The organism is Neobacillus sp. FW104-15D2, from assembly GCF_058790155.1.
On record NZ_JBYTCJ010000020.1, the window covers coordinates 33,706 to 47,507 of the forward strand.

At 38.9% G+C, this 13,802-nt stretch carries 17 protein-coding genes; 13 read left to right on the forward strand and 4 right to left on the reverse strand.

Annotation, left to right across the window (positions count from 1 at the left end; all coding sequences use genetic code 11):
• Positions 1-86: 86 nt before the first annotated feature.
• Positions 87-950 (reverse strand): DUF1002 domain-containing protein, encoded by an 864-nt coding sequence (locus tag AC3WR0_RS16020; protein ID WP_492553248.1) that lies wholly within the window; start codon positions 948-950, stop codon positions 87-89.
• Between the two features lie 485 nt (positions 951-1,435).
• Between AC3WR0_RS16020 and AC3WR0_RS16025 the strand changes: the two genes are divergently transcribed.
• Entirely contained in the window at positions 1,436-1,813 is a 378-nt protein-coding gene (locus AC3WR0_RS16025) for a GNAT family N-acetyltransferase (protein WP_492553249.1), read from the forward strand.
• A 29-nt stretch (positions 1,814-1,842) separates the two neighbouring features.
• Here AC3WR0_RS16025 and AC3WR0_RS16030 read toward each other — a convergent pair whose 3' ends face one another.
• Both AC3WR0_RS16030 and AC3WR0_RS16035 read right to left on the reverse strand, forming a co-directional pair.
• Positions 1,843-2,355: a DUF309 domain-containing protein gene (locus AC3WR0_RS16030; RefSeq protein ID WP_492553250.1), complete on the reverse strand. Its 513-nt coding sequence runs from the start codon at positions 2,353-2,355 to the stop codon at positions 1,843-1,845.
• Between the two features lie 277 nt (positions 2,356-2,632).
• Positions 2,633-2,728: a YjcZ family sporulation protein gene (locus tag AC3WR0_RS16035; protein ID WP_081680198.1), complete on the reverse strand. Its 96-nt coding sequence runs from the start codon at positions 2,726-2,728 to the stop codon at positions 2,633-2,635.
• A 186-nt stretch (positions 2,729-2,914) separates the two neighbouring features.
• Here AC3WR0_RS16035 and AC3WR0_RS16040 point away from each other — a divergent pair, with 186 nt between their 5' ends.
• The 8 genes from AC3WR0_RS16040 (at position 2,915) to AC3WR0_RS16075 (ending at position 8,788) form a co-directional block, all read left to right on the forward strand.
• A complete protein-coding gene (locus AC3WR0_RS16040; RefSeq protein WP_492553251.1) occupies positions 2,915-3,706 on the forward strand; it encodes a segregation/condensation protein A in 792 nt (263 codons plus the stop codon).
• Positions 3,693-4,277, forward strand: a complete 585-nt coding sequence (scpB, locus tag AC3WR0_RS16045) for an SMC-Scp complex subunit ScpB (RefSeq protein WP_492553252.1) — start codon at positions 3,693-3,695, stop codon at positions 4,275-4,277. Before AC3WR0_RS16040 ends, scpB begins: the two co-directional genes overlap by 14 nt.
• Positions 4,278-4,375: 98 nt before the next feature.
• Positions 4,376-4,801 carry a hypothetical protein gene (locus AC3WR0_RS16050; RefSeq protein WP_027323765.1) on the forward strand — a complete coding sequence of 142 codons (426 nt, stop codon included), beginning with the start codon at positions 4,376-4,378 and terminating at the stop codon, positions 4,799-4,801.
• Positions 4,802-4,819: 18 nt separating this feature from the next.
• Complete coding sequence (locus tag AC3WR0_RS16055; RefSeq protein WP_492553253.1) at positions 4,820-5,308, forward strand: YpuI family protein; 489 nt, start codon at positions 4,820-4,822, stop codon at positions 5,306-5,308.
• A gap of 184 nt (positions 5,309-5,492) precedes the next feature.
• Positions 5,493-6,383 (forward strand): superoxide dismutase, encoded by an 891-nt coding sequence (locus tag AC3WR0_RS16060; RefSeq protein ID WP_492553254.1) that lies wholly within the window; start codon positions 5,493-5,495, stop codon positions 6,381-6,383.
• A 149-nt stretch (positions 6,384-6,532) separates the two neighbouring features.
• Positions 6,533-7,672, forward strand: coding sequence for a D-alanyl-D-alanine carboxypeptidase family protein (locus AC3WR0_RS16065; protein ID WP_492553255.1), 1,140 nt, complete (start codon positions 6,533-6,535; stop codon positions 7,670-7,672).
• Positions 7,665-8,252 (forward strand): nucleoside recognition domain-containing protein, encoded by a 588-nt coding sequence (locus AC3WR0_RS16070; protein ID WP_027323769.1) that lies wholly within the window; start codon positions 7,665-7,667, stop codon positions 8,250-8,252. Before AC3WR0_RS16065 ends, AC3WR0_RS16070 begins: the two co-directional genes overlap by 8 nt.
• A 5-nt stretch (positions 8,253-8,257) precedes the next feature.
• On the forward strand, positions 8,258-8,788 hold the full coding sequence (locus tag AC3WR0_RS16075; RefSeq protein WP_492553256.1) for a spore maturation protein: 531 nt from the start codon (positions 8,258-8,260) through the stop codon (positions 8,786-8,788).
• A 332-nt stretch (positions 8,789-9,120) separates the two neighbouring features.
• On the opposite strand, the gene AC3WR0_RS16080 is transcribed toward AC3WR0_RS16075, so the two are convergent.
• The gene (locus AC3WR0_RS16080) at positions 9,121-9,336 is read right to left on the reverse strand and encodes a hypothetical protein (protein ID WP_492553257.1); all 216 of its coding nucleotides are present in this window, start codon (positions 9,334-9,336) and stop codon (positions 9,121-9,123) included.
• Between the two features lie 221 nt (positions 9,337-9,557).
• Here AC3WR0_RS16080 and AC3WR0_RS16085 point away from each other — a divergent pair, with 221 nt between their 5' ends.
• From AC3WR0_RS16085 to ccsB, 4 genes are all read left to right on the forward strand, one after another.
• Complete coding sequence (locus AC3WR0_RS16085; protein WP_492553258.1) at positions 9,558-10,295, forward strand: pseudouridine synthase; 738 nt, start codon at positions 9,558-9,560, stop codon at positions 10,293-10,295.
• Positions 10,296-10,378: 83 nt separating this feature from the next.
• Positions 10,379-10,903 carry a thiol-disulfide oxidoreductase ResA gene (gene resA / locus AC3WR0_RS16090; RefSeq protein WP_492553259.1) on the forward strand — a complete coding sequence of 175 codons (525 nt, stop codon included), beginning with the start codon at positions 10,379-10,381 and terminating at the stop codon, positions 10,901-10,903.
• Positions 10,904-10,921: 18 nt separating this feature from the next.
• Positions 10,922-12,565, forward strand: a complete 1,644-nt coding sequence (resB, locus tag AC3WR0_RS16095) for a cytochrome c biogenesis protein ResB (protein ID WP_492553260.1) — start codon at positions 10,922-10,924, stop codon at positions 12,563-12,565.
• Complete coding sequence (gene ccsB / locus AC3WR0_RS16100; RefSeq protein ID WP_492553261.1) at positions 12,566-13,753, forward strand: c-type cytochrome biogenesis protein CcsB; 1,188 nt, start codon at positions 12,566-12,568, stop codon at positions 13,751-13,753.
• Positions 13,754-13,802 lie beyond the last annotated feature (49 nt).

Here is a 13,802-nt window from a genome sequence, read left to right on the forward strand (position 1 = left end):
ATTTATATCCATAAATTCTGAACGCATAAGCAAAACTAAGGCATCCGCCAAAAAGGATTTGGCGAATACCAAGTTTTTCTAATTCTTTAGCTAAATAAAGATTTAATAGCATCTATTAAACTAATGAAAAATTGTTTAAGTTTATCAAGGAAGCTTTGGCCCTCGTCAGAATGAAGAAATTTTGAAATTCTGTCTTTTGCTTTGTTAAGCTGGTCGCCAACCTGGTTCCAGTCAATATTTAAGTCTTTCAGTTTGTTAAACAGGTCCATGAGGGACTGGATTTGCTGTTCAGTTAGTTTGACGTTAAGTTCCTTTGCAGCCTGTTCGATGATTTGCCGCAGTTCAGCATCATTCTTCGGCTTATTTTTGGCGATTTCTTCTTTTATTTTAGCAATTAAGGCTGCTGCGTTTTCTTTTCCGATGGAATCACCAAGCTTTGCTGTTTTTACCATTTCCTCATTGGCAGCTTGTTTTACATCTTCAGGAATGGTTTTATCAGCAGATATTTCATAGGCTTTTATAATTCCGGTCAGAGCAGCTGTTCCTGAAACCGGACTTGGGGCAGTAATATAGACTTTCGCATCCTTAACACCTGCCGTAATAAGGGCATTAACATACATTTCGTCTGTTACCCAAGTAATGTTTTTAGTTTTAACAGAAACTCCGTCTCCTTTAGCAGCCATTGTAATCGCCGAGGAGGATAGAGCTCTCGTCCCAATTAGGGCGCTTGAGATATATTTTCCAAGATATTTATGTTCTTCGGCATTAGAAACGGTGATAACCTGAACACTGCTTGGAGCATTCATTTCTTCCAGAAGATCAGCTTTTTGCTGTTGGGTTAAATTTTCACCAAGAGTAACAATCATATCTCCTTCTGCCATGTCTGCAAAACTGTGTACCGGCAATAAGAAAAGAAACAATAGGATAAAATACAAGGTCATTTTTTTCATGGGATGATCTCCTTTAATTGTGAGTATTTCATTTTACTTTCCCCAATATATAAAACGTAAAATCTCGTTTTAAAGTTTCATATGGGGTAAATAATATTGTACCATTTGGTTTTACCGAAGGTGGGTTTTTGGAACGAAAATGGATTAATTCTCTGCTTTGGTGTAGAATGGACTAAATCAACATACAGAACTTATCATTTAAAGGAAAGTGAACTTAATGAAAAAAAGCAATTGGACCTTATTTGGCATTCTTCTAGGGATTGCAATATTATGGGGATTAATTTATTGGATATTCATTGCCCCCAAGTAAGGCCGTAATATTGTTTGCTCAATTGCCCGTTATTTTGTATGATGTTGAGTAATGAAACATAATTCCTTCAGCACATATAATAAATTACACCTGTTAGAGCATTTAATGCAATCTTCAGGAGGAAGAATAGGATACCAAAAGTTTCTGTTTTTATTTGAAATAATGAGGGGTTAATATGTTAATTAGATATAAAAAAGCTTTCGAGAAAATAGCTATGGGTTTGTTATCCTTCATGCCAAATGAAAAGGATTTGAAAAAACTTCAGCAAACCATGAAGCAATATGAAAATGAAGAAGATTGGCAGCTGTTTCTCTGGAAAGAGGAAGATGATATAATAGGCCTTCTTGGAGTACTTTTTCTGGAAAAGGATGTCTGGGAAGTTCAGCATATTTCCGTTAATCCATCACATCGCTATCAGGGCGTAGGGAAAAAAATGGTGCGTGCGCTTCTGGATATGTTTCCTCAAAAACAGATCAAGGCTAATGAATTTATTACACCTTTTATGGAAAAGTGTATAAAAGATGATGATTGCGCGGAAAAAGGCAGCGAATAAAAATTCGCTGCCTTGGTTTTTGTTTTGGTTTAAGCTTTTCTAACTTGGATAGCCTGCTCTCTTTCACGGATCACGTCACTTCTATCCCTCGTTAGGTGCCTGTGGACAATGTCCTCTGGGGGTTGTTCAAGACTTTTCCATTCAAAACCTTTTACTTTGCACATTACAGTGCATTCCATTATTAATTCCTGGTCATTCAGGGGGATATCAAGAACTTGAAAGGAATCTTTTTTTTCCATTCTGCTTTGGCGCTCCTTAAGGAGACAAAAGAAACTTGAAGGATCTATTCCAAGACCGCTAATGGTTTCCCTGCTAGCGGAAAATAGAGTCAATGCCTTCCTGAGGGTTCTGAGAGCACCCTTGAAATTTCCCCGGCGATGATGATAACAGGAAACTGCCAGCAGGATAAGCGCCACCCAGATAGAGTTCTTATTGCCTGGATCTGCTTCTTTCCAGTATTCCTCCAGGATTTCATGGCATTCAAAATAATCACGATCACCATGGAAATGGGCTAAATACTCAATATAAGCTTTTGAATACATTCTTTAATTCCTCCATATGCAAGTATATACAGTGTAGCATAACTGAAGAACTTGAATCGAGAAGGAGGGAAAAGAGATACGTGGCTGCTGTATCTCCAAATGTTCAAGTTCTATTGCCCTGCTATAAAATGAAAAAGCCCGCTATTATCAGCGGGCTTTTGGCAGGATTTATCTGCTTTCTGGGCTTTTTAGTGAACGCAGGATCTTTACCTTGCAATAACTCCAACAAGGTTATAATCCAGCTTTAGCGCCAAGGGCGCTAAAGCCTTTTGTTCAATTAGTAAACCCAGGAAGCACCTACGATAATTAACAAAATGAACAGAACAACGATTAAAGCGAAACCAGAGCCGAAGCCGAATCCACCACCGGACATTTATAAAACCTCCTATTATTTTGATTGTTTTCCCTGACATCATATGTAAGAGGTAACGAATATGTTATAGGCAGATGTCCCGAAAAACGGCGTAAGGGTTAATTTTCTATTGGATAAGCCTATGGAATCCTCTATACTATTAATAGTCATAAAACAAAGGACAAATATCAAATATGTGAAGAAATAATGGTGAGAGACATGCAAGACGAGCATTATAATGTAAAGATTGATGCTTTTGAAGGGCCGCTTGATTTGCTTCTTCATTTGATCAATCGCCTTGAAATTGATATTTACGATATTCCGGTTGCTGAAATTACCGGACAATACTTAATGTATATACATACCATGAAGGATTTGAAGCTGGATGTTGCCAGTGAATATCTTGTCATGGCAGCTACACTGCTTGCGATCAAAAGCAAAATGCTGCTCCCTAAGCATGAGGAGACTTTAGAAGTTGATGAAAACGAAATTCAGTATGAGGAAGATCCCCGTGACGAGCTTGTCGAAAGGCTAATTGAATATCGGAAATATAAAGAAGCGGCAAATGATCTTAAATCGCTTGAAGAGGAACGCAGCCTAATGTATACCAAGCCGCCAAGTGATCTGTCCGATTTTGCAAAAGACATTAAGCCGGAAAAAATAGATATGAATGTGTCACTCTATGATATGCTGAGTGCCTTTCAAAAGCTGATGCGCCGAAAAAAATTGCAAAGGCCAATGGCTACCAAAATAGCAAGGCAGGAAATATCCATTGAAAAGAGAATGGATGAAATTTTGTCTGAGCTTAAGTCCTTAAAAGGGAGAAAAAGCTTTAATGAACTGTTTCCCTATCCTGACAAAGAGCATGTAGTGATAACTTTTCTGGCCATCCTTGAGTTAATCAAGAGAAAAGAAATAGATGTGGAACAGCAAGGGAATTTTGAGGAGATTTTTGTTGAAGCAATTGGGGAAGGAGTAAGGAAGATTGGAAATTATTAATTGGAAGAGCATCCTCGAGAGCCTATTATTCGCTGCAGGTGATGAAGGTCTTTCCCTCAAGCAGATTGCGGAGGTCTTAGAGATAGAGCCTGAAAACGCAAGGGATATTATCGAGGATGTTAAAACAGAACTGGAACAAAACAAAGATCGGGGCATCATCATTGTCCAGTTGGCAGGTGTGTTTCAGCTTGCAACGAAAAAAGAAAATGCACCATTTTTGAAAAAGCTGGTTGATTCACCAGGAAACCATACATTATCACAAGCAGCACTTGAAACTTTGGCTATTATAGCCTACAGACAGCCGATAACAAGAGCGGAAATAGAAGAAATACGAGGCGTAAAAACCGAAAGGCCTCTTCAGACTCTTATGGCTAAAGCTTTAATAAAGGAAGTAGGCAGGAATGAAGGTACTGGCCGTGCTTATCTATATGGAACTACTAAAGAATTCCTCGATTATTTTGGGTTAAAAAATATTGATGAGCTCCCACCTCTCCCTGACAGAGTGGAGGAAGAATTTGTACAGGAAGAGGCAGATTTATTCTTTGAAAAGTTCCAGGAAACAATGAAGTAATTGATGGCGCGGAAAAGCTCTTAATTTTCAAACATTTTGATGATATTTGTGTTAAAATAAGGTTGACTCTTATAGGATAGTACAAGGGGGAGAAATCTTTGCTAATCAAAGAATGCAAGGGATACGAGCTCGAAAAAGAAAAACCGAATACCTCGGAAGATTTCTTTAACAGAAGTGAAATAACCTTTATTGAAGAGGGTACAGAAAAGACTTTGCATGTTCTGTACGTCCGTTATTTCGATCAATTATTCCCTGAATTTACTCCATACACTCAGGAACCAATGTTTACTGCTGGTTCACGGGAGGTAACATTTAAAGATACAGTAGCCCTCGTGTGCCTATTGAAAAATCCAGGCCTTCGTCATAGAAAAAGGGTTTATATTAATTCAAAGCAGGAGCTTGTTTCTTATTTCCAAGGTATAAACTTCGAAAAACTGCCGGAAGTTTTCGACTCTTTGGGACTTCAAAATGGATATGAATTACGGTCTCCGCTCGAGTTTATTGCACAGCTAAAAGTAAATTAATCATCCGGGGGTAAAATAGTGGCTAATACATTAGTAAAAACACAATTGTACGATGTTAAAAATTTCTTGGGAGCAACCCAATTCAAGCTAGAGGACTTTTTGAATGATACGACACTTGATCAGCTTTCTTCCGGCAATGAGGAAGATAAGAATTACTATAAATTAATTCTCTCAAGTCTCAGAAAACTGCTTGTAAACTGTGAGGATACACATGACGCATGTGCAGTGATATTAGGCAGCGAGCCTTTTCAAAAAGCTGCTGCTGAAAAAACCTTATATCGGATTTTCCATCAGTGCATTGAAGAATTCTTCTCTCCGAAAAATGATGCCTGGTATGAAGATAGCCGTTCTGCTTATACAGGAAAAAATTCAATTAAGTTTTACAAAACGGTGCCCGAAGCTGTCCAGCAGCTGGTAATGAGTCTTGAAGCGGAATTTCAGCGTGTGCGCGAAGAATTGGAATTCTATGAAACGGATTACCGGACTAAAATGATTCAATCTAAATAATTTTTTAAATGGACTGTATTGCTCTATAGCAAATACAGTCCATTTTTTATTTATCCCGGTGTTCTCCTGATAATTATTGACCTTTTTTCTTAATAAGAACCCCTTCGCCCATTTTTCATATTATAAAAATATCTCTATTAATGGGCTCAGTCTTTAAAACAGCCCTAACTGAAAGGAGATATTTATGGACGGCTTCCGTCAGTATGTTAATGAATTATTCGAATGGAATGAGCAGATGAAAAATTTTCTGGAATCAGAGAATGATGGTGCAAGTACTGAGCTATGGGAAAGGCTGGAGTGGTTTACAGAGATCATGGAGGGAGTCTCAGATCCTTTAACCAATAAAGATCTTCTGGATTTACAGGAAAAGGCTGAGATGATACATGAGGATTTTGAGAACTATTTTAAAAGAAAGCAGGAGATTGGCAATATATATGTCCATGAAACTGTACTGCCTCCTGGCGGTCATCATCTTCCCCAGCTTCCCTATGACTATAGTGCATTGGAGCCGGTAATTTCAGAGGAAATTATGAAACTTCACCATGACAGACATCATAAAAGCTATGTAGATGGCCTGAACAAAGCAGAAGTGAATTTGAAAAAGGCTAGAGAAACGAATGATTTTTCATTAGTTAAGCACTGGTCAAGGGAACTCGCTTTTCACGGTTCTGGCCATAATCTCCACACCATTTTCTGGACCAATATGAGTCCAACGGGCGGCGGGCAGCCAAAAGGACTGCTGCTTTCAAGCATAGAAAGCTATTTTGGCAGTTTTGAAGCATTTAAAAAACATTTTACTGAGGCAGCTAAACAGGTCGAGGGGAATGGGTGGACTCTGCTTGTATGGTCTCCAAGATCAAGGCATTTGGAAGTCTTACAAACAGAAAAACATATGGACTTTGCACAATGGGACGTTATCCCTTTGCTTGTTTTGGATGTCTGGGAGCATGCTTATTACCCGCAATATAAAAATAACCGTACAGAGTATATTGAAAATTGGTGGAAGATCGTTAATTGGGAAAATGTAAAAAGCAGATTTGAAAAAGCAAGAGAACTAAAATGGCCTGTATTTTAATTGGAAGTATTTCCTGTTTGTTTATCATGTTATCCAATAAATATAAGTATTTTTTCTGACCGTCCAGGAAGTCCCGGACGGTTTTTTGTCATATCAGCCCCTGTCCAGCATAAACTTGTACAAACATATAAGGAGACGAGGTTATCAAAATGGTAAGGATCAGGAAACCAGGCATACTTGCCCTCATTGTCTCGCTTTTCATTGCTTTCCTTCCCCATAATGCGGATGCATCGGAACCGATGAGCGCAAAAAGTGCCATCTTAATGGAACAAAAAACCGGAAGGGTGCTATATGAGAAAGACGCACATAAAATAAGCAGGATTGCGAGCATTACAAAAATCATGACAGCAATCCTGGCCATTGAATCAGGAAAGATGGATCGGTATGTAAAGGTAAGTGAATCAGCAGCAGGAACGGAGGGTTCATCCATATATTTAAAACCAGGCGAAAAGATAAAGCTGAGGGATCTTGTATATGGCCTTATGCTAAGATCAGGAAATGATGCGGCAGCCGCCATCGCTGAATATGTTGGGGGCAGCCTTGATGGCTTTGCATTCTTAATGAATCAAAAAGCAAGAGAGATAGGCATGGAGAATACTCATTTCTCTAACCCGCATGGTCTCGATGACCATGAGAACCATTACTCAACTGCCTACGATATGGCTCTTTTGACCAGGTATGCTATGCAAAACCCTGAGTATCAAAAAATATCATCTGCCAAGTCACATCGGGCACCAAACCCTGGTGAGCAATGGGATCGTGTCTGGAAAAATAAAAATCGTCTCCTTTCCAAATATGAATACTGTACAGGGGGAAAGACTGGATATACAAAAAGGGCAAAAAGAACTTTAGTAACAACTGCAAAAAAAGGTGATATGCAGCTGATTGCCGTAACACTAAATGCACCAGATGATTGGAACGATCATATATCCATGTTTGAAACAGGGTTCGGAAATTACGATATGGCCGAGGTATTATCTAAAGGTACAATCGAACCTGAGGGGAATCCCTATAAAAAGGAACGTTTATTTTTAAAAAAGTCAGTAGTTTATCCAGCTAAAGAAAACGAGATGAATTTATTTGAGGTAAAATACAAAATCGAAAAAATCAAGCTTGGAAAAAGCAAACAGCCTAAAGTGGCTGGAAAAGCAATTGTATTTTTTGATGGAAAAGAGGTAAAACAGGTCCCTATTTATCTAGGAAAAAAACAAAAGGAAAAAAAGACTAGTTTTCTAAGTTCCTTAAAAGAAATGCTTTTTTCCTTCACGGGTGTGAATGCCAATGGTTAACTACATATGGGTTGGCATGACTATTATAGGAATCATATTTGGCATTGCCAATGGAACAATGGAAGAAGTAAACAAAGCAATCTTTAAAGGTGCGGCTGATGCCGTAACACTTTGTATCGGGCTGATCAGCATATTGGTTTTTTGGCTGGGGATGATGAAAATAGCCGAGGAGTCAGGCTTGCTCGAGAAGCTTTCAAGTTTATTCAGACCAGTTGTTAAATGGCTATTTCCAGAAGTACCGGTTAGGCATCCGGCAATGGGATATATACTTTCTAATATTATTGCTAATATGTTTGGACTTGGAAATGCAGCAACACCTTTAGGTATCAAAGCAATGGAGCAGCTTAAAGAGCTTAATGGAGGAAAAGATTATGCGAGCCGGTCAATGGTTACCTTTCTTGCAATAAACACCTCAAGTATCACCCTAATTCCGACAACCGTCATCGCTATAAGGATGAATTACCATTCGGCTTCTCCTACAGAAATTGTTGTACCAACTCTTATTGCCACCATCATTTCCGCTATATGCGGAATATTAATCGACCGTTATTTTTATTACCGCAGAAGCCGTAAAGGGTGAATCGCATGGGTATACTTTCGCTTATTTCTCTATGGTTTATTCCCATTTTAATTGGGTTTATTCTATTATATGGAACCTTTAAAGGCGTTCCGACCTATGAAAGCTTCGTAGAAGGAGGCAAGGAAGGAATTAAGATTGCTATATCTATTATTCCCTTTCTTGTTGGTATGCTTGTTGCCATTTCTGTATTCCGAGCTTCCGGAGCGTTGGATTATTTAATGGAGTTTATTCGGCCTGCTTTAAAAAGCATTGGTGTGCCAGCGGAAATTGTACCACTTGCTATTATTCGTCCAATATCTGGTACTGCAGCACTTGGCATGACAGCAGATCTGATAGAAGCTCATGGTCCCGATTCCTTTATCGGCAGATTGGCTTCTGTTTTGCAGGGAAGCACTGATACCACATTTTACGTACTAACTGTTTATTTTGGAGCAGTAGGGATACGGAAAATGGGAGATGCATTAAAAGTAGGTCTGCTGGCAGATGTTGCTGGAATTGCTGCAGCTATTTTAGTTGTCGTGTATATTTGGTATTAAAATAATTTCAAAAATAAAGAAACCGGATTATGTGCACTTAAGGCCGCACCATCCGGTTTTTTAAATTTTGGCAGTGTGAAGATTCGTATCTGCTTTTGAACTTATTGATCGATGCGACCTAAGGGGCTAGACGCTGAAGTTTGACAGGCTCCTTTTTGTTCCTGCGCCTTAGTATTCGAAAAAGCCAATCTTCAGCTCTTCGCAAAGCCGCATATAGCTGGTCACAGATGCAGCTCACGAAGTTACCTTCAGGCAGTAACTTGCCCGGCCACGGAAAACGAGCGCCGGGAGCTGAGATCAGCAGCCGGGTTTAATTCGTAGAGGCACTATAATCAATAACTAAAAAATTTATTATTCTGTTCAACTACATATTCAATTGCATTCTCTATCGCTGTACGCTGCAATGCATGAAACGCAAACCCTTTTGCGCTTTGCTTAATATCTGCCTGTACTGCATGAACATAGTACTTTCCTTCTTTTCTCCACACATCCAGTACAAATGCACCGGATTCATTATGGAAGGCGAATCTTTCAACATTATAAACCACTCTGTTCCCCCCTGATCTATTATTCTCAAAAATCCTATTGCGAAAATTTTAAGGAAATTTTAATTTATTTGCAAATGATAGCCTGCCGGCGGTAACACAAGCATTAATATTTTTCTGGATAAAATAACCGTTACTTTGAAAATAGACAAACTTATGTCATAATTCTATAGGATAGAAATGATAAGTTATCTTTTGCAGTATAATGTTTGGAGTGAATATAAATGGAGAGATTGCAGAAAGTAATCGCCAGGGCTGGAATAGCCTCAAGAAGAAAAGCTGAAGAACTGATTTTGGATGGCCGGGTAAAGGTTAATGGCAAGGTAGTAAAAGAACTGGGCACAAAGGTTGTGCCATCAGATAAAGTTGAAGTAAACGAAATTCCAATTGAAAAAGAGGAACCTGTTTATTTCCTAATGTACAAGCCGCGAGGCGTAATTTCCAGTGTTAAGGACGAAAAAGGCCGTAAAGTAGTTACAGACTTTTTTCAGGAAATAAAAGAACGAATCTATCCGGTCGGAAGGCTGGATTACGATACTTCTGGATTATTGCTTCTAACAAATGACGGGGATTTTGCTAACCTTCTTATGCACCCGAGGAATCAAATTGATAAGGTATATGTGGCGAAAATAGAAGGTATGCCCTCAAAGGAAAATTTGAGAAAGCTTGAAAAAGGCGTTCAGCTTGAGGATGGAAAAACGGCTCCGGCTAAGGTTAAGCTTTTGTCTATGGACAATAAGAAGCAAACAGCGATTATTGAAATCACTATTCATGAAGGCCGAAATCGGCAGGTAAGAAGGATGTTCGAAGCAATTGGTCATAGAGTTTTGAAACTAAAGAGGGAACGTTATGCTTTTTTAACTCTTAGTGGTCTTAAAACAGGAGAGGCACGTGAATTAACTCACCATGAGGTAAAACAATTACGTGCAGCGGCGCAGGTTTCAGTTAATAAAAATTCATAAAATCTTCACAATTAACATTTACACTATAGTTATAATGAAAAATGGTATAATTCAACTGAATATTGGGAGCTGGGGGTTTTTTTGTGAAAAAACGGCGGTTATTTGTCAGAAGCATCATTTTGTTCGTTTTGCTGGCGGCCGTGGCCTATACGCTTTATGCGAACTTTACAAAGGACAATGAAATGAAAGTGGCCGTTGGGGAAAAGGCACCGGATTTTGTATTGACGGATATGAATGGTCAAAAGCACCGCTTGTCCGAATATAAAGGCCAGGGTGTATTCCTGAACTTTTGGGGAACCTGGTGCAAGCCATGCGAAACTGAAATGCCTTATATCAATAATCAATATCATCAATACAAGGATAAAGGTATCGAAGTTCTCGCTGTTGATATTAAGGAATCCAATGTGGCTGTTACTAAGTTTGCCGAGAGGCATTCTCTTGATTTTCCTATCATGATTGATAGAGATGAACAGGTAATGACCGAATACGGGATCGACCCTTTGCCTGCAACATTTTTAATAGATAAAAATGGGATTGTGGTGAAATATCATACTGGCCAGCTTACAGAAAAAGAGGCTAAAGATTTTATGGAGCAAATCAAACCGTAATAATGAGGAGTTTTAATCATGAAAGATGTAAAATGCGAATGCGGCCATGTTAATCCTCATGGTACCGTATTATGCGAAGCATGCGGGAAAGTGCTGGATGAGCAGGAAAGAGATAAAAGCCTCCTGGATATGCGGTACGAAGGAAGTGCACGTCGGTCAATAACCTACAATAAAACAATCATTGATAAAATATGGAACTTCTTTTCATCTGTTAAAGTAGGAGTCTGGCTGATTATTGTTACCCTAATTGCATCAGCCGTAGGGACCATTCTTCCTCAGGAAATGTATATTCCTCCCGTTATGCCGGCAGAGCAGTACTATCAGGAACAATATGGATGGTTTGGAAAGCTTTATTATCAACTGGGCTTTCATAATTTATTTAATTCTTGGTGGTATCTTGTCCTTATTGCATCCATTGGAGTATCACTTGTTATTTGCAGTCTTGACAGGGTAATACCACTATACAAAGCTCTTAAAGCTCAAAGAGTAACCAGACATGAAGGGTTCCTTAAAAGGCAGAGGGTTTTCGGAGTTACTCAAAATGCTCAAATGGCTGCGGCTTTGCCTCTTTTAAAACAAAAGCTTAAAGGAAAACGATATCATGTCAGAGAAGAAAATGGAGACCTCCTCGCAGAAAAGAACCGTTTTTCCCGTTGGGGCCCATATATAAATCATATTGGACTTATTATCTTTTTAATTGGTGCAATGCTGCGTTTTATACCAGGCATGTATGTGGACAAAGTTCTTTGGATACGTGAAGGAGAAACAAAAGTTGTTCCTGAAACAAATGGGAAGTATTATATAACCAACAATAAATTTATTCTTCAAATCTATAATAAAAATAAAGATGATCAGGTTTTCGGTGAAGCCATTGAGCGGGCGGGTAACATTCCGAAAAATTATCAATCAAATGTTACTCTGTATAAAACACAGGGAAATACAGTTGCAGGAGAAAAGCCAAAGCTGAAAAAACTAAAGGATTTTGGCATCCGTGTAAATGAACCGTTAACCTTTGAAGGGTTTTCTCTGTATCAGGTGGACTATAAATTAAACGAGTTAAACAAAATGTCCTTTGCTTTAACTGATAAGGCAACAGGAAAATCATTCGGGGACCTAACAGTAAATCTTAATAATCCGGATACAAAATATGACCTAGGGAAGGGATATTCAGTTGAACTTCTCAGCTACTTCCCTGACTTTGAGTTTGGAAAAAGTGGGGAGCCGACAACTAAATCTCGAATACCTAACAATCCAGCTTTTGTCTTTAAAATGAGAACGCCTGACAAACCGAAAGGTGAAACAAGCTTTGTTGCAATCAAACAGACAATTGAACCTTTTGGAAACAACAAATACAAGTTGAAATTCAGAGGTATCGCAACAAATAATGTTTCCGGACTTACTGTCCGAAAAGATAATACCCTTTGGGCAATTATACTTGGCGGAATTATCTTTATGATTGGTGTTATCCAAGGGATGTACTGGAACCACCGAAGAATTTGGATACAGAACAAAAGTGGGGAAGTATGGGTAGCAGCCCATACGAATAAAAACTGGTATGGAATAAAACGTGAGATAGAGGCTGTTTTGGCGGATACTGGTTTGCAGATGCCTGAAGATCAGCTTCAAAGAGATCAAAATCAAATGGAGAAGGAGGGAGCCTGATTGGTATCACTCAGCAGTAATTTATTGTTAATTGCCTTTATTCTTTATTTATGTGCAACGCTATTTTTTGGGGGAGCCATTAAATCAAAAAAAGGTCAGTTAGAAAAAACGGGTATTAACAAATGGGGCAGAATCGCTGTTATTCTTACAGTTGCCGGTTTTATTTCACAAATAGGATTCTTTATCCTTAGATGGATTGCATCCGGCCATGCGCCTGTCAGTAATATGTTTGAATTTACAACCTTCTTTGGAATGGCACTAGTCGGTGCGTTTCTCATTATTTTTGCGATATACCGAACAACGCTTCTTGGGTTGTTTACTATGCCGGTTGCAGTTCTTGTAATTGCGTATGCAAGTATGTTCCCTAGGGATATTACACCCTTGATACCTGCATTAAAGAGCTACTGGCTTTATATCCATGTTACTACTGCTGCAATTGGAGAGGGTATTCTTGCCGTCAGCTTTGCCGCAGGCTTAATTTACCTTGTTAAGATGATTGACCAGAATCGTGCAAGCAAGAGAACCTTTTGGCTGGAAGTTGTTATGTTTGGTTTAATAACAACTCTGGGATTTGTATTGGTTTCAAGTGCCTTTTCACTTGCCGACTACCACGAAAAGTTCAATTGGGTGGATAAAAACAATAATCCGGCAGAAGTCGAATACACTATGCCTGCTCTTACTGGTCCTCATAAGGGAGAGCTTTTAACCAAAGGAGCTTTTGAGCCTATTCTTGAGGTTCCTGCCCTTATTAACGCAAAAAAACTAAATACTGTTATCTGGTCATTTGGCGGGGGTATAGTACTTTATGGCCTTCTCCGATTGATTTTAAGGAAGAGAGTAGCCGCTTCATTAAAACCTTTTGTTAAAAATATTAATACTGATCTCGTAGATGAAATTAGTTACCGTTCGGTCCTTATTGGATTCCCAGTATTTACTTTGGGAGCATTAATATTTGCAATGATTTGGGCACAGGTTGCATGGACAAGATTTTGGGGATGGGATCCAAAAGAGGTTTGGGCCCTTATCACTTGGCTATTTTATGCTGCATTCCTTCATCTTCGTCTTTCAAAAGGATGGCACGGTGAGAAGTCAGCATGGCTTGCGGTTATAGGTTTTGTTATCATTATGTTTAATCTCGTAGCTGTTAACCTAGTAATTGCAGGACTTCATTCGTACGCTGGTTCCTAATCCATTTATTTGTTATTTATAGCCTTCACTTTTCATTAGTGGAGGCTTT

What these genes read in the sequence shown, in the direction of transcription:
- AC3WR0_RS16040 (WP_492553251.1), top strand. Translation starts at nt 2,915, where the DNA reads ATGGTGAGAGACATGCAAGACGAGCATTATAATGTAAAGATTGATGCT.
- AC3WR0_RS16060 (WP_492553254.1), top strand. Translation starts at nt 5,493, where the DNA reads ATGGACGGCTTCCGTCAGTATGTTAATGAATTATTCGAATGGAATGAG.
- resB (WP_492553260.1), top strand. Translation starts at nt 10,922, where the DNA reads ATGAAAGATGTAAAATGCGAATGCGGCCATGTTAATCCTCATGGTACC.
- AC3WR0_RS16075 (WP_492553256.1), top strand. Translation starts at nt 8,258, where the DNA reads ATGGGTATACTTTCGCTTATTTCTCTATGGTTTATTCCCATTTTAATT.
- AC3WR0_RS16035 (WP_081680198.1), bottom strand. Translation starts at nt 2,728, where the DNA reads ATGTCCGGTGGTGGATTCGGCTTCGGCTCTGGTTTCGCTTTAATCGTT.
- AC3WR0_RS16030 (WP_492553250.1), bottom strand. Translation starts at nt 2,355, where the DNA reads ATGTATTCAAAAGCTTATATTGAGTATTTAGCCCATTTCCATGGTGAT.
- AC3WR0_RS16025 (WP_492553249.1), top strand. Translation starts at nt 1,436, where the DNA reads ATGTTAATTAGATATAAAAAAGCTTTCGAGAAAATAGCTATGGGTTTG.
- AC3WR0_RS16070 (WP_027323769.1), top strand. Translation starts at nt 7,665, where the DNA reads ATGGTTAACTACATATGGGTTGGCATGACTATTATAGGAATCATATTT.
- AC3WR0_RS16065 (WP_492553255.1), top strand. Translation starts at nt 6,533, where the DNA reads ATGGTAAGGATCAGGAAACCAGGCATACTTGCCCTCATTGTCTCGCTT.
- AC3WR0_RS16085 (WP_492553258.1), top strand. Translation starts at nt 9,558, where the DNA reads ATGGAGAGATTGCAGAAAGTAATCGCCAGGGCTGGAATAGCCTCAAGA.
- AC3WR0_RS16020 (WP_492553248.1), bottom strand. Translation starts at nt 950, where the DNA reads ATGAAAAAAATGACCTTGTATTTTATCCTATTGTTTCTTTTCTTATTG.